Source organism: Microcoleus sp. AT3-D2, from assembly GCF_036705715.1.
Classification (GTDB): Bacteria; Cyanobacteriota; Cyanobacteriia; order Cyanobacteriales; family Microcoleaceae; genus Microcoleus.
Window position 1 is genome coordinate 13,196 of sequence record NZ_JAUBVE010000001.1, and the last position, 19,278, is coordinate 32,473.

Consider the following 19,278-nt stretch of genomic DNA (forward strand, 5'->3'; position numbering starts at 1 on the left):
TTCATAAACTTACCGCCAAGCAGATGTCCTAGTTTCTAATTTTAGGACTTAGGGAAAGAAACCCGGTTTAGGAAAATCAGAAGTTTGTCAACGAGACAGCTAAGAAGAAACCGGGTTTCTCGCCCAGGCCCGCCAGTCTAGTTTGAGAAAGTTTTGAGTGTGGAGTTTAAAAAAATTGCTCGCAATTCACCACTCAAAACCCAAAACTCCCGAAGTCTAGATGTCTCCGATAATTTCCGGCTGAGTCAGTTCGTCCGACATCTCAAATATCGCCCGCATTACAGGTTTCATTTGATGGTCGTCCATACTGTCAAAATCTTCATAGCGACGGCGTTTTGCGCGGTTCGCCACCTGCACCGTAATCCGATAGCGGTTGGATGCAGCACTGATCAATTCTTCCGCCCGACGGGTTAGCTGAGTTGAATCGAAGGGTGGACGCTTATTAGCCATGAGACTACCTACTTTATGTAATGTTACATTCTAGTCTAGTATGTCAAGATTCATAATTTATTAACTGAGTATCATTGCTTATGCAGGTAGCAACAGCCTATTCCTTTGGTCACTTGCATCGGGGAAACTCTCATCCCCTCAAATTGGTTGCTTTCGGTGACAGCTTAATCTACGGTTTCGGCGACGGTGTAGGCGGTGGCTGGGTGGAAAGATTGCGGCGCCAGTGGATGTTACCGGAGAGTGCAGGACACGTTTTATACAATTTGGGTGTTCGGGGCGATCGCACTTATCAAGTCTCCCAGCGGCTCGAAAACGAGTTTCGCCACCGTGGCGAACTGAGAAACCGCGTCCCGGATGCGATTATTCTTTCGGTAGGTCTCAACGATTCGGCGAGAGTGCAGTCGCCTACCGGGCGCAGCTACACTGAGTTTGAACATTTTAAAACTGTTTTGGATCATTTATTAAACCTGTCCCAACAACTTTGTCCGGTGATATTTGTCGGGATGGTGCCGGTGGATGAAAGTAAAATGCCTTTTCAAGATTGTTTGTATTACAGTCATGCTGACCAATATCGGTATAAAGAAGCAACGAAATTAGCTTGTGAGTTGCGGGGAATTCCCTATTTAGATATTTTTGATAAATGGGTAAATCGGGGCAGTGATTGGTGGCGATCGCGCTTGATTGCAGATGGGCTTCATCCCAATGCAGCGGGCTATCAATCTTTATTTGAAGATGTGACAAGTTGGGAACCGATCGCCAGCATTAGTCATTAGTCATTAGTCAGTAGTCATTAGTCATCAGTAAAAATGAAGTAGGGTGCGTCAGCTAGCATTATTTCCGCTACAAACTAAGAATCTCACAACTGACCCACTCCCCCAAAAAACGGTGAGTCAGATTCATACTTTCCGTGCAAATTGAAAATCTCAAACCTGACGAACCCTACCACTGATTGTATTCTTGACCATCAAAGAAAACTTTATAAAAGGCTCAATAACCAGGTGGATGTTGCAAACTACCAACCACTTTATCGATCGCTTCTGCGATCGCCAACAACTCCATTTCACGCCACCGCTTACCAACAATTTGCATTCCAATCGGTAAACCATTTTGAGTTTGTCCAATTGGAATTACCACCGCAGGATGTCCACTAAGATTAAAGGGCATGGTATAAGATCCGTTTGCCACTGAATAAGGATAGGATCTGCCATCAATGTCAACGGCATTCCAAGCGGGACGGTGAGTAAACGCAGCGGTTGCGGCAACCGGACAAAGCCATACATCCCACGGTTCTAATGCCTCATCTATATGGGCAGTAAAGCGATCGCGCTGTGTGAGTACCTCGAAATATCTTTTCAAACTTGGATTCAATATCTCAGGTAGCAATCTGCTGAAATCTCCCAATTTTCGGAGTTCCTTGTCGCCTTGGGTTGCGGTGCGGAAGATTAACTCTAAACTACGACGCAGGTTATATCTATCCTGCGGTTGAGCGTAGATAGTGAGGTACATTGAGATTCGTCCGTAGAGATTCAATATTTTGGATAGGTCAAAGTCTTTGGGAAGCCAGCGTTCGGTTTGGACACCTGCGTGAGAGAGTGTCTGCACGATCGACTCCATAGCTGCTCGAATTTCAGAAGCAACGGGAACTTCGGCCCATTCAGCAGTCCAAGCGATTTTGAGATGCTGCAAAGGCTTGCCAGAGGGTCGATCGAGCGGAACCGGTGGGACATCAGGGCGCCGCAGATCCGCGCCTGCAATTAACGAAAAACATAGCCGGATATCTTCGATTGATCGAGTAAAACACCCAACGGTCATCATTTGCCGAATAGACAGTGGCATTCCCGGCACTTCAGGAATCTGCCCTGCTGTAGAAATACGGCGATCTGTCGGCTTTAAACCATATATGCCGCAGAAATGAGCGGGTTGACGCACCGAACCCCCGAAATCGTTGCCCAAATCCAAGGGTGAAAGTCCTGCTGCGACAGCCGCGGCACTCCCCCCAGAACTGCCTCCAGGTGTGTAGTCAAGATGCCAAGGATTATTCACCCGTGGAAACAGAGAATTTATGCTTTGATAATCGGCAGCCAGTTCCGCCATGTTGGTTTTTCCCATAATGACAGCACCTGCTGCCCGCAATCTCGCAACAGCAGTTGCATCCTGTTGAGGCACATAATCTTTGAGGGGAATATAGCCTGCTGTGGTGCGGAGTCCGGCTGTTTCAAAAATGTCTTTAATCGTGATGGGAACCCCATGTAAAGCACCCCAGTTTTCTCCTCTGGCTAGGGCTTCATCGGCAAGTCTTGCTCTTGTACGAGCATTGTCTTCATCCAGGGTACAAATGGCGTTTAATTGCGAGTTGTGCTTTGCGATTTGAGTAAGGTAAGCGTCCAGAACTTCGACGGCAGAGACTTCGCGATCGCGAATCATTCGCGCTAGCTGATGGGCAGAGGCAAACGTCAGGCTACTCATAAGCAACAAACAGGTATTTCTCGATCGAGTCAATTATATTCGCTTTTAGTTAATATATAGCAATCCTTGCAGGAGTCGTATTTTTTTTACCCCACCCCAACCCTCCCCTTATTAAGGGGAGGGAGTAAGAAATTCACAAATGATTTAGGATTTATATAGTTAACTAATATCAAACGGCTTTGTTCCTAAATCCTGTTAATTGCAGACACCAGGTAGATAAGGGAGATAAGCAACATAAGGATTTTAAGGAATTTAAGCATTTTAAAATCCCCCACTCAGAATAAAAATATTTATTTTAAACGACCGTATCTTCCCCACACTAAAAATAAAAGCATTCAATAATGATTACATAAGTGAGGAAAAAAGCCATTTCGGGCAGAATCAATCAGCCTATCAAAAGCTTAGTTCTCCTCAATAAAAAAATTGTGTAAATTGGAGAATCAAAAAATGTCTGTATTACATCGCATCAAATCCGGTACATCTGTTTTATTAACCTTGGGAACCGTTGCCGGAACCGCAGCGCCGATGCTAGCTCCCGCGCCTTCTTTTGCTCAGACAGCTTTTTCGGATGTTAATAGTAACTACTGGGCAAAAGACTTTATTCAAGATTTGTCAGAAAGAGGAATTATCAAAGGATTTCCCGATGGCAGTTTTCGGCCGGATGCACTGGTAACGCGGGCTGAATTCGCGGCAATGGTGCGTTCTGTGAAAAAGGCAAAAACACGCGCTGCTGTAAGGTTTGCCGATGTTCCGTCTAATTTTTGGGCAAGCGGGGCGATCGCAGAAGCTTACGAAATGGGATGGATGTCTGGCTATCCCGGCAATGTTTTCAGGCCGGCACAGCAGATTCCTCGCGTTCAAGTTGTAGTCGCTTTAAATAACGGAATGGGCTATGAGCCTAGGTGCGATTTTCAAGATGTTCTCAGCTACTATAATGATGCGGGTGAGATTCAAAGTTATGCTGTCAAAAGCGTTGCTGCTGCTACTGAAAAACAATTGGTTGTCAGCTATCCCAGTCCTAAATCTCTCAAACCGAACAAGTCAGCAACGCGAGCTGAAGTAGCTGCTTTTATCTATCAAACATTAGTTAGTACCAATCAAGCAAGACCAATTAATTCTCCTTACATTGCTAAGATTGATGTTAGCGAATCTGTTGCTGTGCAAATTCCCAGGGGGGTGACTATCCCCATCGAGTACGCAAAGGGCAAGATTTTGCTCGGCCCTAATGACAAGTCTCCGATTACGCTGACTGTTGCTGCGGATATCACGGGCAATAATGGCCAAGTGCTGATACCCGAAGGCTCGAAAATTAGCGGCGAATTGCGATCGACTACTTCGGGCGTTCAGTTTGTGGCTCAAGAATTAAGTATAATCAACGGCAGCAGAGTGCCTCTCAATGCCACTTCGCAATTGATTACTAGGAAAGAAACTGTTACCAAGGGCGTTAATGTTGGTAATTTGGTTAAGAATACGGCGTTGGGTGCAGCAGCAGCGGCGGCGATCGCAGGTGTTACGGGCGATCGGGCGATCGCGACTGAAGAGGTGCTCGGCGGTGCGGGAATCGGGACTTTGATCGGGGTGTTTTTGGGTCGAGATAAAGTCGATTTGTATGCTGTTAATCCTGACACCGATTTAGATTTGCTGTTGAAGTCCGATTTGGTAGTTGGTACTGCCAGCACAGGCATTTGTAGCGCTCGATAGAGCCGATACTAGGAAATTTTTTCAAACCCCTCGCCTTGCAGGAGAGGGGCTTTAATTTGTATATTTTACCTCGCTACAGGTGCATCTAATCAAATAATTATCCAGCGATTTTCTTTAAGTGTAAATTTCTACGGACATCCCAAACTTTCGCGGGTAGAAACTCCCGTCACGGGATTGACACCATCTGCTTTCTCGCACAGGAGAGTCACTTGATAAGCGTCGATAATCGCGTCACTAAAATCAGCGCCGGAAATTGCAGCATCAAAAAACCGAGTTCGAGTCATAATTGCCTCGGAAAAATTAGCATTCGTCAAATTAGCGCCATCAAATGTAACTCTATCTGCCAAAGCACCGGAGAGGTTGGCACCTGACAAGTTGGCATTCAGCAAAACTCCCTTAGTCAAAATCGCATTAGTTAAATCAGCACCTTGAAAATTGGTTCCCCGCATTTCAGCAGCGACAAATGTTCCCCCCGCTAAATCCGAGTTGGAAAAATCGCGATCGGACAAATTAATATTTGTGTAATTAATATTTGTTTTCGGCAGGGCAAATGCCGGAGTAGCACTCAGCAGCACCCACCCAACAGCCAACACTAAACTTAAAAACAGGCTCAGGAATATTCGGAAAACGCTTTTCATAATGATCGGAATGGGGAATTGGGCATAGTTGACTGTTGACTGCTGACTGTTGACTGTTAACTGCTGACTAATGACTAATGACTAATGACTAATGACTAATGACTAATTAAAATCGCTTTACCCAATCTTCGCCAACGCTAAGTGTCAAGTCAGAATTGATTTCACCCGTAGAAGATGCTTCAATTTTACCGCCGCCTAACTCTTTTTGCAGTAGATTCGCTGCCTCTAAATCGCCTTGCTGAACAATAATTTGACTTTGACGCTGCTTCAGGGGCGCATCCTGCACAACAGATACATTAAAAAAGCCCTTTTTTGTGAGAAAGTCAGCAACGTTTTTTGCAGTTGTCGGTTTGCTAGAAGCGTTTTGGACAGATATTTTGAGGTTTTTGGGCAACAGGGACTCGCTGGGAGTGCGAAATCGTCCTTGTTCAAAATCCGGCACGCTCTGGTTCAAGTATTGTGTCATAATGCGATCGCGCCCGAGCACATCTACAATCCAATAACTCCTCAAATCCCCTGTTTCTGAACTAGAACGTCCAGGCAACATTACCATTTTAAAATTATCTCGTTCCAATTGCAAACCAAAATTGGCTAGCGTCAATATTTCCTCATAACTTAGGTTTGTATCCACATATTTTTGCATCAATCGAACAATTTGTGGCAAGCGCACCAATGCTGATGGACTTGCGAGGCGGTCCCGAATAGCTTGAATTAAAGATTGCTGCCGTTGAATGCGGCCAATATCTCCTAAACCGTCGTTGCGAAATCGAGCAAATTGTTCTGCCTGTTCTCCGTTGAGAGTTTGCCATCCCTGCCCTAAGTTTATTTTTAACTTTTGAGCGGTATCTGTATAGGACATCGCGCGAGGTACAAATACCTCAATTCCGCCCAACAAATCGACTAATTCCTGAAACGCATTACTGCTGACTCGCACGTATCGTTCAATTTTCGTATTGTTCAGCATACTGCTAACCAATCGCGTGGCCAAAGCTGCTCCTCCTCTAGCATTGGCTTCGTTAATTTTGCTGAAGCTAATTCCAGCATCTTCGACTTTAGTATCTCGTGGAACTGAAAGCAAACTAATAGATTTATCTCTAGGTTCGAGGTGCAATAAGAGTATTGTATCGCTGCGACCGTTAAATATCTTAGGGGAATTGGCGGCAGATTCTGGCACACTGTCAATTCCCAATATCAAGATATTAACTGACCGCGACAGGCGGTATCCAGAGCGGTTGGAGGATAGATAGTCAAAGCCCGTCGCCTCTAATACTCTATTGATAATTGGCGGTTCCACGGGAGCTAAAAGGGCGGTAATTGCACCCAATGTGGCCGAGATGGCGGCTGTGAAAACTAGGAAAAATAGCCCCACTATATACAGGAAGAATTTAGGCTTTTTTCTAGAAATTTGATCGACTGGTGTAACAAAGTCTCTTTTAAAAATTGACAAGTTTTTCATAGACTTGCTGTTGGTTATTGCAGTTTTTCAGCTTTGCAGTAAAACTTGGGCGGTGCTTCTAGAAAGTATTTGAACATAGCCGGACACAGCCAGCCTTCGAGATTTTTCGATTCCCACCGATACCAGTTACCGCCGTATTCTGCTTTCAACCACAGCATTTCTGCTTGATATCCGGGAAATGGATTGGCTGAAAATAAAAGTCGGAAACCTTGGGCGGCATTGGGAATGTCTGCCACAAGCGCGTTAATCATTTCGGGGACGCCCTGAACAAATGGTTCTCGGACAAGTCCGACTCGCTCGTCGTCAAAAACCCAGGTGTACTGTTCGCGATAGGGGTAAATTACCATCATGGCATTGGACATGGTATTCGCCTCTTTTCATTTCCTTTGTTTTGTCTGCAAAAATGCAAGTGTGGATACATTATATTCTGTTGCGCGGAAGTTGTGCGCTATCCGCTTTGACAACCCTGTTTTAACTTAGGATTTTTCGCGGGTTATTTACAAATTTTATTCGGTTTCGGCGGATTGGCTAAGTTTAGGGCTATGGGGCTTTAGATCTATTTTTTGGTTTTTTAAATTTTATGTAAAAACTATCTCAATTCAATAGGAACAAAGGTGATTCCTTGCAGAATTTTTACTCTTAGGGTGAATATTTGTATAACCATTACTACGTTTATAGTAAGGATAAATAGTCTGTATTCTCCCAAACTATGAGAACCGACACCCTAACTAAAAACCTATAACTGTTTGTAGCTGGGTGTGATGTTTCTTTTCGGGAAGCTCCAGCTCAAATTCTCGTCAGCTCAACCAGGGCATTAGCTAAATATTGATACTGCGGCAAAGTATTGTATAACTGAGCCGAAATCCTCACCAACTGCTTACTAGCATTTGGCCAAGGAATCACCGGTACTTCAATTTTAAAAATCTCCCATAGCGCCTCTTGCAAAGGTGGAATTCCTCCCTTTGCAACCTCATCAGATTGAGAGTCTGCCAGTGGCACAACTGCCATCGAACCCACCATTTCATCAGGACAAGGTAGTGGCAAATCTAATTTGTCAGCCAATATTTTTCTCCCCGCCAACGCTAAAGCATGATTCTTTGCCCTCAATTCAGGCCAGCCGCCGCTCAACAAAGAACCCATAAAATCAATAGCTACAGGTACGCACAAATAGGGACTCGGATCGACTGTTCCCATCCAGTCAAATTCTAGTTGAAAGCGCGATTTATCAGCGCGGGGCGAGTTAGCACCGTGACTGATCGTAGTTGGGCGAATGGCATTTTGCTTGTCGCGCCGCACGTATAAAAAGCCCGCACCTTTCGGCGCACACAGCCACTTGTGGCAATTTCCCGTATAGTAAGCCGCGCCAATTTCCTCTAAATTAAGTGCTACCATTCCCGGCGCGTGAGCTCCGTCTACCAATACATCTACGCCACGGTTAGCTAACTCACCGACTAATTGTTTGATGGGAAATATTAAACCTGTTTGGCTGACAACGTGGTCTAATAAAGCTAACTTTGTTTGCGGTGAAACGCACTTAATTATTGCTTCAATAATTTGGTCGGGTGACTCAATGGGAAAGGGGACTTCTGCTACTACTACTTTAGCGCCTGTACGCTCGGCTACAAAATTAAGTGTGTTGCGGCAAGCGTTGTATTCCTGATTTGTAGTTAGCAATTCGTCGCCCGGAGAAAAACAGAGCGATCGCAAAACAGCATTTACTCCCGTCGTCGCATTCGGGACAAACGCCAAGTCATCCTCACTCGCACCGAGAAATGCTGCTAACTGATTTCTCGCATTATCCAACAAGGGTTCAAATTCCCGCAGTAAAAAGCGCAATGGTTCTCTTTCCAGTTGTTCTCGAAAAATGGTTTGCGCTTCGAGTACGGGAATCGGACAAGCCCCAAAAGAGCCGTGATTGAGGAAAGTTATATCGCGATCTAGCAACCAATATTGGTTAATCATTAGTAATTAGTAATTAGTAATTAGTCAGTAGTCAGTAGTCAGTAGTCAGTAGTCATTAGTCATTAGTCATTAGTCAGTTAACTGTCATGAGCCAGTTGTCCTTAGTCAGTTAACAGTCAACAGTCAACAGTCAACCGTTAACCATTTTACCTTTTAATTGCTCAAACTCTTCTAATGTATTGCAATTGGATAACATTACTGCTTCTCGTTCCCCTACAGGTAGAGGGATTGCGGAGATTTGATTTAACCACACTTGAAAGGAACGTCCCCCTTTGTCAATAAAACTTTGCAAACTGGGCAGAGATTGTTGGCGGTAGAAGCCGCACAAAGGCTCCCAGCGCGAATTTTGATAAGGCACAACTGCTAAAGTTGATGGAGGAAATTCGGTTAACTGACTTGCCCAATTCTGAATAATCTGGGCATCCAACAAAGGCAAATCGCAAGCTAACAGTAAAATCCAGTCGGCGGCTATTTCTGTCAATCCCTGAGTCAATGCAACCAAAGGCCCGGAACCGGGATTGTACTCTACCAGAAATTGGGATGTTTCGGTTAAGGTTGATCGATAGCGATCGGGCCAAGCAGTCAGAACATAAACTTCGGGGGTTACAACTGCGGCAACTTCCAACGCCCGCTGCAATAGGGATTTGCCCTCAATTTCCAGCAAAGCTTTATCCCTACCCATCCGCGAACTTTGACCGCCTGCAAGCACAATTACAGCAATTTTATGATTAGTCATTAGTCATTAGTCATTAGTCATTAGTCATTAGTCATTAGTTATTAGTCATTAGTCATTAGTCATTAGTCATTAGTCATTAGTTATTAGTCATTAGTTATCGCAAGAATTGCCTGTTTTGAATAGGCCAAATGCCTGTTCCACAATAATTATTGGAGATGTCTAGTAGTCAGTCGTCAGTAGTCATTAGTTAACTGTCAACTGTCAACTGTCAACTGTCAACTCAAAACACTAACGGCTTGGCTAACTTCCTCAAGTTTTTGCACGACTTGACCGCGACTTAATAAGGTTTCTGCCTCAATTAAACCCGAGTTTATATCCACACAAACTCCGCTGCGCCACAGATAAAATCCGCCGTTCCAGATAGCGGACTGCATGAATTCCGAGGATTTTCCCAGCAACACTTCCTGCATTTGTTTGAATAACTCTGGGGCTGATTCCAAGGCAGGATTTGTGTTGCTAAAACCGTAATCTCCGTGAGCTAAAAGCACTCGTTCAAACTCAGCATCCGGCTTGGAAATGCCGATAATCGCAGTACGATCGCGCGGCAAATCGCAGCTTCCCTCCAATCCTTTGACTGTGGTATAATTTTTTATTCCCCGCAGCTCAAAGGCTTTTTGAAACATACTTTCTGTGGGCGGGTGGACGTAGCCTGATATGACGTTAACGTCGCCGGCACAGGGACACCACATCAACTCCATTGTCGAAAAAGGTGGCCGTTTACCAATTTCGCGGCGGTAGGGAACTAAAGCGGCGGCTTGAGGAAAATGCTTGGGAAGGTAAACAAAACCCAAACCCGTATTGTCAAAAACTTGCTGGACTTTTTCTAAACTCAGTTTTCTCCAGTCAACTCCCAAACCGCGCCAAATTTCAATCAGGGGAATGCCTTCCTTGGTTGGCATGGTATCGCCCCCGTGCATGACGGCTGGAACGCCCCTAGCGGCTAAAATTAGGGCGGTTATTGGGCTAATTGGAGCTGTGCGCGATCGCCCGTCGTAAGCAACGCCAAACACGGCCACGGTAGAGACGGAAAACCCTTTTTCTCGGTTTGGCGGGGCAAGCATAGGCCCCAATTCTTCATAAGCATCGAGCATTCCGGCTAATTCTTCCCCAGTCGGCCGTTTAATGCGGTGGGCAATCATAAAAGCTCCGATTTGAGCCGGTGTTGCTTCCCCCAGCAGCATCATCCGCGTGGCTGCTGCTGCTTCGGAGCGAGTTAAGTTTTCTCCTGTGTGTACTCCGCTGCCAATTTTTCGCAGCAATTCTCTAAATGCGTCACTCATAACATTTGAAATTGGTAATTGGTAAGGGGTAGTTGGTAGTTAGTAATTGGTAGTTAGTAATTGGTAATATTTGAATCCGTTTAAATTTAAAATTCCCAAAATTCACTTCAAAATTATCGAATTAACTGCCTGATTTTTCTAGCTTGATTACATCAAAAGGCGGCACAAATTCGCGTACTAGATTCCAGAAATGGGCGATCGGCGGAATTTGCATTCGATCGTGAGTTGTCACCAACACCACTTCGCGAGTCCAAGTGGGATCGGCGGCCAATTGACCGATCGCCGAAACCTTGGAATTTGATCGATCTTGGGCGATCGACCGAACGGCTAAAGTGCGATCGCCCTTCGCCTCCACCAAAGCTGAATGCGGCAGCAAAGCAATCAATTCTCCCTGTCGCACCACACCCCGAAAAGCATCAAGAGTGTTGAGTTCCAAAACAGCATGAAGTTTAGCACCGATGCGTCCAAATTGTTCTTGCACCATCCGCTGCATTCCGTACCCATCCTTAAACACCACTTGCGGGTAACAAATCAATTCCGGCCAAGGTACTCGTTCGTACTGGGCCAGAGGATGACCCGCCGCCATCAATACCTCGATCGGCTCATTGTAGAGCACCTCAACCAACATTTCCGGGGCTTGAGTAAAATAGCGGTTGTTCATCACCACCGCTATGTCCACCAACCCATCTTTGAGAACTTTCAGGGCTCGATCGCTCCCGAGGGCAGTCACCCGCAATTGCACGTCTGGATAGTCGCGGCAAAACTTTTGCAGCACAGGCGGCAAATAAGCAGCGCAAACCGAATGAATCGCAGCCACGCAGAGTTCCGGCTGCTTTCCCGCCCGTAAGTCTCCCAATTCTTCAGCAGCATTTTGCCAAGTCTGACAGATTTTGCGAGCGTGAGGCAGTAGGCATTCCCCTCCCACGGTCAGTTTCGCGTGGGCCGTGCGGTGAAACAGCGACAAACCCACTTCCGCTTCTAATCCCTGCACTTGGCGGCTAATAGTCGATTGGGTAACGCCACACTTCCGGGCCGCTTGCTGAAAGCTACCAGTTTCAGCAACTGAAAGAAATGCTTGAAGCTGCTCTAAGCGCATGGATGTTTAATTCGAGATGGTTTCAGAAATTTTACTGGAAGATAATCTGTGACATTAACCGATGTAGTAGCAGAATTTAGTAGACTTTGATACAGGTACAGATTAGTTTTGATTCCGGGGCCAGAGGCGGGGATGCTTCGCTCCAAGCATCAATCTGCTGCGGCAGGTTTCTGAGCCTCCAAGTAGAGGTCGATTCTCCTATGTTGAAGGGATTTCTGAATCAGCAAACTTATCAAAAAATAGATTCAATAAAGATAAATTTCTCCAATATTGCCAGCTTCTAGCTAAACCGTTTCAATGAACGGCACTCTAGTAATCCCTTCATCAAGTGCGCTCAATTGCTCTGTTTTTCCGTAAGTTGTGAATTCAAAAGATAGCATTGAATTTCGTACCTCCTTGGGAATTATAGTACCTCACTCTCCCTAAACCTCTCAATAAATGTACGAATATTTCAGGCAGGTTAAAGCCTGCTGTGAACTTTCCTCCCCGGACTAAAGTCACTTTTGTTTTATGTTTTTTTGTGTATAAACTAGAAATTAGCGGGTCAGCAACACAAGTGCAACTAGGATCGATCGCACAGGAAAGCCGAAATGCTGCAATTTCTTAAGATTATGTCATTTAACCACAATTTTATTCTGCAAAGTGGATGTTGCCAGTGGCAACCCCAGTTGATGGGACTGCACGCGGTCAGCGATTTGTTAATTGCCTTGGCTTATTATTCAATTCCAGCAATTCTGACATACTTTGCCCGGAAGCAGCGGGACGTGCCTGTGAGCAAGGGGTTTCTCCTATTGGGAGCCTGGTTTTTCTGCGGCGGGACAACTCACTTGATGCAAGTTTGGATGCTGGTGCATCCCAGCTACTGGCTGTCAAGTTTGATCGCCGCCGTTACCGCTATCATCTCTTTGTGGGCTGTAGCGTCCCTGATACCCTGGGTTTCTCAAATGTTGGCTTTGGCTGGGGCGGCCTCTTTTCCAGCAAATACGGCGCTCTTAACCCAAAAGGTCGATCAACCGCAAGCCGACTCTGCCATTAAAAATTCCGTCCCCTCCCTCACAACCGAACTCCAGCAAATTAACCAGCAATTGATTGCAGAAATAACGCAGCGCGAGCGAGTCGAGGAACTCCTGCTTGACACTGTAGACAAGTTGCAAGAAAGCGAAGAACGCTTCCGCGTTTTTCAGGAATTATCTCTAGACGGATTTAACGTGTTCCGCAGCATTCGCGACGAATCCACAATTGTGGATTTTGAATGGGAATACGTCAATCCCGCAGCGGCAAAAATTCAGCAGAGAACCCCGGGCGAATTAATCGGCAAGCGATTGCTGCAAGTGCTGCCGGGTCATAAAGATAACAGTTTGTTCGATTGTTACGTGCAAGTTGTAGAAACAGGAATTCCCCTCGCAACCGAGATTTCTTACAACAGCGAAGGCATTGTCGGCTGGTTTCGGATTATGACCGTTAAATTGGGCGACGGCATTGCTATTTCTTTTGGCGATATTACTAAGCGCAAGCAAGTAGAAGCATCCCTGCGCGAGGCGCTGCAAAAACTCACTTCTCATTTTGAAAATACTCCCCTAGCGGTGATTGAGTGGGATGAAAATTTTAGGGTTAGTGGCTGGTCGCCGGCAGCCGAGAAGATTTTTGGGTGGAAGGAAACAGAAGTTTTAGGCAAGCATTTTAGCGAATGGAAATTTATTGATCAGGGAGATTTTGAAGAGGTAAAATCGGCAGTTTATAGTTTAAACAAACCAGGTAGTCGCTGCAATGTAGTTCGCAACAGCAATTATCATAAGGGTGGTTCGTTGGTGCATTGCGAGTGGTACAATTCGGCTTTTTACAGCGATTCTGGACAGTTGATATCGGTACTGTCTCTGGTTTTGGATGTGACGGAACGCTTTAAATTTCTGGAAGTGCTGCGACAGTCTGAAGAGCGGTTTCGGATTGCGGCAGAAAGTGCCAGTGATTTAATTTATGAATGGAATATCGAAACGGGTATCGTGCTGTGGTTCGGTCACGTAGACGAACATTTGGAGTACGAAAAAGGCGGATTTCCGAGGACAAGAGCAGCTTGGAACAACATATTGCACCCGATCGACCGCGATCGAGTTTTGGCCGCGGTAGATCGGTATTTGAGTGCGCCAGACAGTTCTGCCACCCCATTTTTTCAGGAATACCGCGTTCAGTGCCAGCGGGGCCGCTTGCTCCATTGGATCGATCGGGGCAAAGCAGTGCTTGACAAACAAGGTAATCCCTGCAAATGGATCGGCGTGATTAGCGACATCACCGCTCGCAAAGAGGCCGAAGAACAGCGGAATTGGGCATTGGCGCGGGAACAGGCCGCCCGTCGCCAAGCCGAAGCCAGCGAACAGTTGTACCGCGTCCTCGCTGAAGCCATCCCGCAAATAGTTTGGACTGCCACAGCCGACGGCTGGTTCGACTACTACAACCAGCGCTGGTTTGAATATACTGGCTTGACCCTGGAGGAAACTCAAGGCTGGGGGTGGCAGCTCGCCCTGCATCCAGATGACGTGGAAGATTCCGTAGAGAGCTGGAAGACCTCGGTGGAGACAGGGAAGACTTACGAGGTGGAATACCGCTTTAAACGGGCATCTGACGGAGCTTACCGCTGGCATCTGGGCAGGGCATTGCCCGTGCGGGACGCTGAGGGGAAAATTCTCAAATGGTTCGGGACTTGTACTGATATTGACGATCGCCAGCGATCGGCCCAAACAGCCTATTTTCGTGCTCAAGCTTTGGCTGTGCTGTCGTCGGCTTCCCTGGATTACGAGGAGGCGCTGCAAGGTTTGGCAGATTTAACAGTACCGCCCCTGGGGGATTGGTGCTGTGTGCATTTGCTCGATGCCGACGGCTCGATCCGCTTGCAAGCAGTTGCTCACTCAGATCCGAGCAAAGTCGCTCTGCTGTGGCAAATTGATCGGCGTATGCCGCTAGACCCCCAGGGACGGCACGGAGTAGCAAAGGTGCTGCGGACTGGTGAGTCGAAGCTCTACCCAGAAATACCGGAATGGGTGCTCGAGGCGGTTGTGCCGGACAGGGAACTGCAGTTGGTGCTGCGATCCCAGGCGCTGTCGGCAATCTGCGTGCCGCTGATCGCTCGCGGGCGGACGCTGGGAGCGATTTCGTTGCTGTGCGGGGAGTCGGGCCGCCGCTGCGGGGAGTCGGATTTGGTTTTGCTGGAGGATTTGGCGCGGGATGCGGCGGTGGCGATCGACAATGCGCGACTTTACCGGGAAGCAGCAGAGGCCAACCGGATTAAAGACCAGTTTTTGGGAACGCTTTCTCACGAATTGCGGACGCCTCTGAACGCCATTTTGGGCTGGGCGCAGATGCTGCGGCAGCGCCAGATGAGTGCCGAAAAAACGGCTGTCGGTTTGGAGACTATTGAGCGAAACGCGCGGTTGCAGACTCAAATGATTGAGGATTTGCTGGACGTTTCCCGGATTGTCAGTGGCAAAGTGTGTTTGAAGCTGTTCCCGGTAGATTTGGTGCGGATTGTAGAAACGGCAGTGAAGGCGCTGATTCCTGATGCTGAAGCTAGGGGAATTGAATTGGTCAGTTTTTGTGGCGAAGGGGTGAGCTCGGTGAGGGGCGATGCTACTCGTTTGCAGCAGGTGGTGTCTAATTTGCTCTCGAATGCTATTAAGTTTACGCCGCCGTCGGGTCGCGTGGAAATCACGCTCTCGGAGGATGGGGAACCGGGAGCAGCGGGTGGCGCCATCTTGTCTGGGCCGTCTCCGGTTCACTCTGTTTCGATCGTTGTCAGAGATACGGGAATTGGCATCAGCAAGGAGTTTTTGCCGTTTGTGTTCGATCGCTTCCGCCAAGCTGACAGCTCTTCTACTCGCAATTACGGCGGCCTGGGACTAGGATTGGCGATCGTCCGCCATCTCGTGGAACTCCACGGCGGCAGTGTCTGGGCCGAAAGTTCAGGGGAAGGACTCGGATCGACTTTCGGAGTGCGGCTGCCAATAATCAATAACAACAGTTAACAGTTAACTGTTGTTATTGGTTACTGGTTATTCGTTATTTTGTTGATACCAGGACTCTGCTCTTGAGCGTAAGATTCATTGGTAAAATAGTAATGGCTGTGCGGTTCGTTTTTAGGACTTACTCCATTCACCACTAAGCCCAGAACGTGCTGGCTTGATTTCTTCAATAGCTCCTTCGCAAAAGCCACAGTACCAGAATTAAGAACACCAGGCCGCACTACCAATAAAATCCCATCTGCTTTATTTCCGAGAATCAGAGCATCAGCAGCAACATTCAAAGAAGGAGCATCAATAATCACTGCATCATAAGTAGCCGAAAATTGCTTAATCAATAAAGTGATCCGCTGCGAATCCAAGAGAGCCATTGGATTAGGTGGAATTACCCCGCAAGTGAGCACATCTAAATTATCCATGACTTGTGCGATCGCATCCCCAAACCCTGCTTGTCCAACTATCACATTGCTCAAACCTACTTGATTGGGAAGCTCCCAAATCCGATGTTGAACAGGACAGTGCATATCCGCATCTACCAGCAAAACCTTCCGTCCTAATTGAGCTATAGCTACAGCCAAATTAGCCGATACAGTAGACTTGCCTTCTTGCGGTAGCGAACTACTGACAACAATCACTTTCAGCTCTTTATCCGAACTCAGGAACCTCAGATTTGCCTGAAGCATTCGGTAAGCAGCACTGCTCGAAGTATGAGGAGTATCTCTAACCACAATCTTTCGGGGAGATAGCTCTAAATCCTGCGCAGCAGACTTAAGTAGCCAGGAATTGCGCCGAGGATTTTTTTCAGGTTTTCTATGAAAAGGAATCACTCCCAACAAAGTAAACCCAAATAATTCCCTCGCCTCTTCAATAGTTTTAACCGACTTATCTTGAGACTCTAAAAGCAGCGCCGCAGCTATAGCCAGCAGAGTTCCCAACAAAGTACCCGACACCAGCAATAAAGACTTGCGAGAACGCACTGGTTCTTCGGGAACACTCGGCTTTTGGATAATCCGAGCATTCCCCACTTGCTGATTTTCAGTAATCCGAATTTGCTGAAGTTTTTTCTGCAATTCCTGATAATCATCTTCGGCTTCTTGGAGTTTCCTTTCAAGTTCCCGCTTTTCCTTCTCTAGCTTCGGCAAAAGTTTTACCCGCTGCTTGTAGCCAGCTAGAGCATTTGATAGAATAGTAACTCGCTGAGCCAAACCCTGGCCTTCTACATCTACCTTGATAAATTCTTCGATCAGTTTTGGTTTCACCTCTCCTATCTGTAAACTTTGATTTTGCAACGGCTGTTGCCCGCCTAAAACTTGTTGTATTTGTTGGTCTAGTAAAGCTTTCATAGTAGCTTTCTTAGTTTCTAACCTAGTTATTATAGGCGAATTATCCAGGTAGCGATTTTGCTCAATTGCTAACTGCCGCTCTATTTGTTTATATTCTTTGAGAGCTTCCTGCACAGTGCTAGATTGGCTGAGAGTGCTGGCGGTCAATGCTTGCTGGGGATTCATTTGTAATTCGTCTTCAAATGCTTTGGACTTAGCACTTGCCTTGAGTAAATCAGACTGAGCTTGGTTAATTTGACTTTCTAGTCCCGCCATAACTGCCACTGCTGATTTAGCTTCTTCTTCCAGATTTACAACTTTATTATCTTCTTTAAATTTGCTCAATTCTGCCGCTGCTTTCCGCATAGCTTTGTCGGAGTTAGGCAGTTTCTTTTCAATAAACTGTCGAACAGATACCGCTTCTAGGCGATTTACTTTTTGATTGTTATCTATATAAAAATTCATCATACTTTTTACGACATCGGCTGCTATTTTTGGGTTTTGGTCTTTGTATGAAACCGTTAGGATATCAGCTCCCCGAATAGTAGCTACTGTCAGTTTTTTTAAAAAATCTTTGGTTTTCAGAGGATTATTTTTTTCGTCTTTTAACTGAAGCCTATTTATAGTTTGTTCGACATTTTCTAGAGAACGAATCAGTTCGATCTCGGTAGTCAGAGGGTTACTTTGCTCTGCCGCAGGAGTCAACTGTCCGATTTCTTTTCCCAATTCTGTTAAAGCAGAGCCAGGAGTTGTTTTCTTAAATAACAGCTTTCCTTCTGCTTCATAAACTGCTTTTTGCTTCATCGTGGCGTAGGTGGTGAGTGCAACAACCGAGACGAATACAGCTAATGCTGGCAGCCACCTCCGCTTCAGAATCTGCCAGTATTCCTGAAATCCGATACCACTTTCAGTTGATTCCATCAGTTACTCCCGAAAAATGATTTTTTGTAAACAGTAACACCCTAGGGCGTGTTTTCAAACTATAACCATAACAGAATGCAGATCGTCATCATGGCTGTATAATTTCCAGCCAATTTCTCATATTGGATAGCAATACGTCTCCATTGCTTGAGTCGGTTGATAGCACATTCAACTATATTGCGTTGACGGTAGATTTCACGGGTAAAAGAACCGCGACGTAGTTCATTTGAAAGTCGTGGGATGGTAAAACGAATACCTCACCGACGTAGATAACTACGGATGCGACGACGTGCGATCGCCTTTGTCTCCTACGACTTTTTCAGGGGGTTGACGGGGACGATCTGCACCAGAATGCGCTTACTGCTCATTGTTCCATCAATTATTCTAAAAAAATTGACTCGTTACGTTGACAAGCAACTCAGAAGAAAAGTTATAGGTTTACCTTTACCCTCACTTTAACGTATGTGTATTTTGGTACTAAAACCACCACGAGAACGGCCTAGTTTTTCCTGTGATTCGCCTTCTTTTTTCCAGCATAGCCGAGGGTTGGTGGGCACGAATCACGGTTTGATCGACGTAATGAACCGGATAGTCTAGCTTTCGGAGTTGGTCTGTATCGGCTTGTAGGCCTTATTTGACTTGTTTCCTTTGATCGGCTTTTTGCCACCGATAAAACCGTGTTGCCACCATGAACCCACTTACTATAACGTTTTGGCTGGTCTCGCCACGGAGTCCCGGTTCTGAGTATTCACAGAATGCCATTGACAATTTATCGATGGTCGTGACGCCGGCTTATCGGTTTTGGGTTGGAGCGGTGGTAGTAGCGGTTTTAACTAATCCCACTGTTCCGTACTTAAGTCTCGAAGGGTTCCTCAAGACTCCCTGCCGGAGATCGCCTATTTTCGAGGATACAACGATGCAAGAAAACACGCCCTAGGCTTTTAAACATTATTCAGGATATCCATTATCTCACTTAAGTCAAGCACTGTCATGGTTTTAACATATATGTTGTTTGCCATCCCCCTAATGAAATATATTTTGGTAAAAATATGTAAATAATTGTAAATTTATGAGCTATGGAATCAGTATTAGGAGAAGATAAACGCAGCAATAAGCTGGCATCTCAAAGTTTAGCTTAAAAATAATACTGTCAAAAAGGAAATATAAGAGAGGGGACACATTCTTGAGAATCTCTCTTTAATAAGATTATCACTTGAGTGAGGCCCGACGATTAAAAGGTTGA

The 19,278-nt window shown here is 46.1% G+C and carries 14 protein-coding genes; 3 read left to right on the forward strand and 11 right to left on the reverse strand.

Features of this window, described 5'->3' with window-relative positions; genetic code table 11:
* Positions 1 to 216 precede the first annotated feature (216 nt).
* Positions 217 to 450, reverse strand: a complete 234-nt coding sequence (locus tag QUB44_RS00040) for a DNA-directed RNA polymerase subunit omega (protein WP_333361577.1) — start codon at positions 448 to 450, stop codon at positions 217 to 219.
* Between the two features lie 80 nt (positions 451 to 530).
* Between QUB44_RS00040 and QUB44_RS00045 the strand changes: the two genes are divergently transcribed.
* On the forward strand, positions 531 to 1,223 hold the full coding sequence (locus QUB44_RS00045; RefSeq protein ID WP_333164096.1) for a GDSL-type esterase/lipase family protein: 693 nt from the start codon (positions 531 to 533) through the stop codon (positions 1,221 to 1,223).
* Positions 1,224 to 1,437: 214 nt separating this feature from the next.
* Here QUB44_RS00045 and QUB44_RS00050 read toward each other — a convergent pair whose 3' ends face one another.
* On the reverse strand, positions 1,438 to 2,916 hold the full coding sequence (locus QUB44_RS00050; protein WP_333361579.1) for an amidase: 1,479 nt from the start codon (positions 2,914 to 2,916) through the stop codon (positions 1,438 to 1,440).
* 447 nt (positions 2,917 to 3,363) lie between these two features.
* Here QUB44_RS00050 and QUB44_RS00055 point away from each other — a divergent pair, with 447 nt between their 5' ends.
* A complete protein-coding gene (locus tag QUB44_RS00055) occupies positions 3,364 to 4,617 on the forward strand; it encodes an S-layer homology domain-containing protein (RefSeq protein ID WP_333361581.1) in 1,254 nt (417 codons plus the stop codon).
* A gap of 128 nt (positions 4,618 to 4,745) precedes the next feature.
* Here QUB44_RS00055 and QUB44_RS00060 read toward each other — a convergent pair whose 3' ends face one another.
* The 7 genes from QUB44_RS00060 to QUB44_RS00090 all read right to left on the reverse strand — a co-directional run bounded on the left by QUB44_RS00060 (position 4,746) and on the right by QUB44_RS00090 (position 11,785).
* Positions 4,746 to 5,255, reverse strand: coding sequence for a pentapeptide repeat-containing protein (locus tag QUB44_RS00060; protein WP_333361583.1), 510 nt, complete (start codon positions 5,253 to 5,255; stop codon positions 4,746 to 4,748).
* Positions 5,256 to 5,361: 106 nt separating this feature from the next.
* Positions 5,362 to 6,711 (reverse strand): LCP family protein, encoded by a 1,350-nt coding sequence (locus QUB44_RS00065; protein ID WP_333361585.1) that lies wholly within the window; start codon positions 6,709 to 6,711, stop codon positions 5,362 to 5,364.
* 14 nt (positions 6,712 to 6,725) lie between these two features.
* Complete coding sequence (locus QUB44_RS00070) at positions 6,726 to 7,073, reverse strand: DUF6717 family protein (RefSeq protein WP_333168680.1); 348 nt, start codon at positions 7,071 to 7,073, stop codon at positions 6,726 to 6,728.
* A gap of 424 nt (positions 7,074 to 7,497) precedes the next feature.
* Positions 7,498 to 8,673: an aminotransferase class V-fold PLP-dependent enzyme gene (locus tag QUB44_RS00075; RefSeq protein WP_333361587.1), complete on the reverse strand. Its 1,176-nt coding sequence runs from the start codon at positions 8,671 to 8,673 to the stop codon at positions 7,498 to 7,500.
* Positions 8,674 to 8,803: 130 nt separating this feature from the next.
* Positions 8,804 to 9,409 (reverse strand): molybdenum cofactor guanylyltransferase, encoded by a 606-nt coding sequence (locus QUB44_RS00080; protein WP_333361589.1) that lies wholly within the window; start codon positions 9,407 to 9,409, stop codon positions 8,804 to 8,806.
* 215 nt (positions 9,410 to 9,624) lie between these two features.
* Positions 9,625 to 10,689: an anthranilate phosphoribosyltransferase family protein gene (locus QUB44_RS00085; RefSeq protein WP_333361591.1), complete on the reverse strand. Its 1,065-nt coding sequence runs from the start codon at positions 10,687 to 10,689 to the stop codon at positions 9,625 to 9,627.
* A gap of 121 nt (positions 10,690 to 10,810) precedes the next feature.
* The gene (locus tag QUB44_RS00090; protein ID WP_333361593.1) at positions 10,811 to 11,785 is read right to left on the reverse strand and encodes a LysR family transcriptional regulator; all 975 of its coding nucleotides are present in this window, start codon (positions 11,783 to 11,785) and stop codon (positions 10,811 to 10,813) included.
* Between the two features lie 590 nt (positions 11,786 to 12,375).
* Between QUB44_RS00090 and QUB44_RS00095 the strand changes: the two genes are divergently transcribed.
* Positions 12,376 to 15,798 carry a PAS domain S-box protein gene (locus QUB44_RS00095; protein WP_333361595.1) on the forward strand — a complete coding sequence of 1,141 codons (3,423 nt, stop codon included), beginning with the start codon at positions 12,376 to 12,378 and terminating at the stop codon, positions 15,796 to 15,798.
* Positions 15,799 to 15,818: 20 nt separating this feature from the next.
* On the opposite strand, the gene QUB44_RS00100 is transcribed toward QUB44_RS00095, so the two are convergent.
* The gene (locus QUB44_RS00100; protein ID WP_333361597.1) at positions 15,819 to 18,035 is read right to left on the reverse strand and encodes a polysaccharide biosynthesis tyrosine autokinase; all 2,217 of its coding nucleotides are present in this window, start codon (positions 18,033 to 18,035) and stop codon (positions 15,819 to 15,821) included.
* A gap of 59 nt (positions 18,036 to 18,094) precedes the next feature.
* Positions 18,095 to 18,289 carry a transposase gene (locus tag QUB44_RS31050; protein ID WP_445299856.1) on the reverse strand — a complete coding sequence of 65 codons (195 nt, stop codon included), beginning with the start codon at positions 18,287 to 18,289 and terminating at the stop codon, positions 18,095 to 18,097.
* Between the last annotated feature and the right edge of the window lie 989 nt (positions 18,290 to 19,278).

Excerpts from the sequence above, each read along its gene's own strand:
- QUB44_RS00040 (WP_333361577.1), bottom strand. The coding sequence starts at position 450 with ATGGCTAATAAGCGTCCACCCTTCGATTCAACTCAGCTAACCCGTCGG.
- QUB44_RS00045 (WP_333164096.1), top strand. The coding sequence starts at position 531 with ATGCAGGTAGCAACAGCCTATTCCTTTGGTCACTTGCATCGGGGAAAC.
- QUB44_RS00050 (WP_333361579.1), bottom strand. The coding sequence starts at position 2,916 with ATGAGTAGCCTGACGTTTGCCTCTGCCCATCAGCTAGCGCGAATGATT.
- QUB44_RS00055 (WP_333361581.1), top strand. The coding sequence starts at position 3,364 with ATGTCTGTATTACATCGCATCAAATCCGGTACATCTGTTTTATTAACC.
- QUB44_RS00060 (WP_333361583.1), bottom strand. The coding sequence starts at position 5,255 with ATGAAAAGCGTTTTCCGAATATTCCTGAGCCTGTTTTTAAGTTTAGTG.
- QUB44_RS00065 (WP_333361585.1), bottom strand. The coding sequence starts at position 6,711 with ATGAAAAACTTGTCAATTTTTAAAAGAGACTTTGTTACACCAGTCGAT.
- QUB44_RS00070 (WP_333168680.1), bottom strand. The coding sequence starts at position 7,073 with ATGTCCAATGCCATGATGGTAATTTACCCCTATCGCGAACAGTACACC.
- QUB44_RS00075 (WP_333361587.1), bottom strand. The coding sequence starts at position 8,673 with ATGATTAACCAATATTGGTTGCTAGATCGCGATATAACTTTCCTCAAT.
- QUB44_RS00080 (WP_333361589.1), bottom strand. The coding sequence starts at position 9,409 with ATGACTAATCATAAAATTGCTGTAATTGTGCTTGCAGGCGGTCAAAGT.
- QUB44_RS00085 (WP_333361591.1), bottom strand. The coding sequence starts at position 10,689 with ATGAGTGACGCATTTAGAGAATTGCTGCGAAAAATTGGCAGCGGAGTA.
- QUB44_RS00090 (WP_333361593.1), bottom strand. The coding sequence starts at position 11,785 with ATGCGCTTAGAGCAGCTTCAAGCATTTCTTTCAGTTGCTGAAACTGGT.
- QUB44_RS00095 (WP_333361595.1), top strand. The coding sequence starts at position 12,376 with ATGCTGCAATTTCTTAAGATTATGTCATTTAACCACAATTTTATTCTG.
- QUB44_RS00100 (WP_333361597.1), bottom strand. The coding sequence starts at position 18,035 with ATGGAATCAACTGAAAGTGGTATCGGATTTCAGGAATACTGGCAGATT.